At 37.9% G+C, this 533-nt stretch carries 1 protein-coding gene; it reads left to right on the forward strand.

Translation table 11 applies throughout. The annotated features are described in order from the left end of the window. On the forward strand, nucleotides 1–513 hold a 513-nt coding region (locus JMY02_RS13585; protein WP_201599192.1), incomplete at its 5' end, for an IS1595 family transposase. Nucleotides 514–533 lie beyond the last annotated feature (20 nt).

The raw sequence follows: 533 nt of genomic DNA on the forward strand, positions 1-533 counted from the left end.
CTCGTTATAGAGTATTATTTATCTCTTGAAGCAGATGACATCTTTGACGGTGAAGTCGAATTAGATGAAAGTTACTTTGGCGGTGTACGCAAAGGCAAAAGAGGCCGAGGTGCTGCTGGTAAAACAGCCGTATTTGGTATATTAAAAAGAAATGGCAAGGTTTATACCATTGTCGTAGCAGACACCAAACAAACCACTCTCATGCCTGTCATCAAGCGTAAAATAAAGCCTGACAGCTTTGTTTATACTGACAGCTATCGAAGTTACAATGCATTGGATGTGAGCGATTTTAAACATTTCAGAGTCAATCACTCTAGAGAGTTCACTTGTGGTAAAAACAATCACATCAATGGTATTGAGAACTTCTGGAATCAGTCTAAACGAACACTCAGGAAATATAATGGAATCGATAAGAATAACTTCCATTTATTTTTAAAAGAGTGCGAGTTTAGGTTTAACTACGGGTCACCATCTAATCAGCTTAAAACTCTGAGGAAATGGTGTGATATTTAATCCTTATCTACTACAGCCCC

It is taken from the genome of Psychrobacter vallis, from assembly GCF_904846715.1.
GTDB lineage: Bacteria > Pseudomonadota > Gammaproteobacteria > Pseudomonadales > Moraxellaceae > Psychrobacter > Psychrobacter vallis.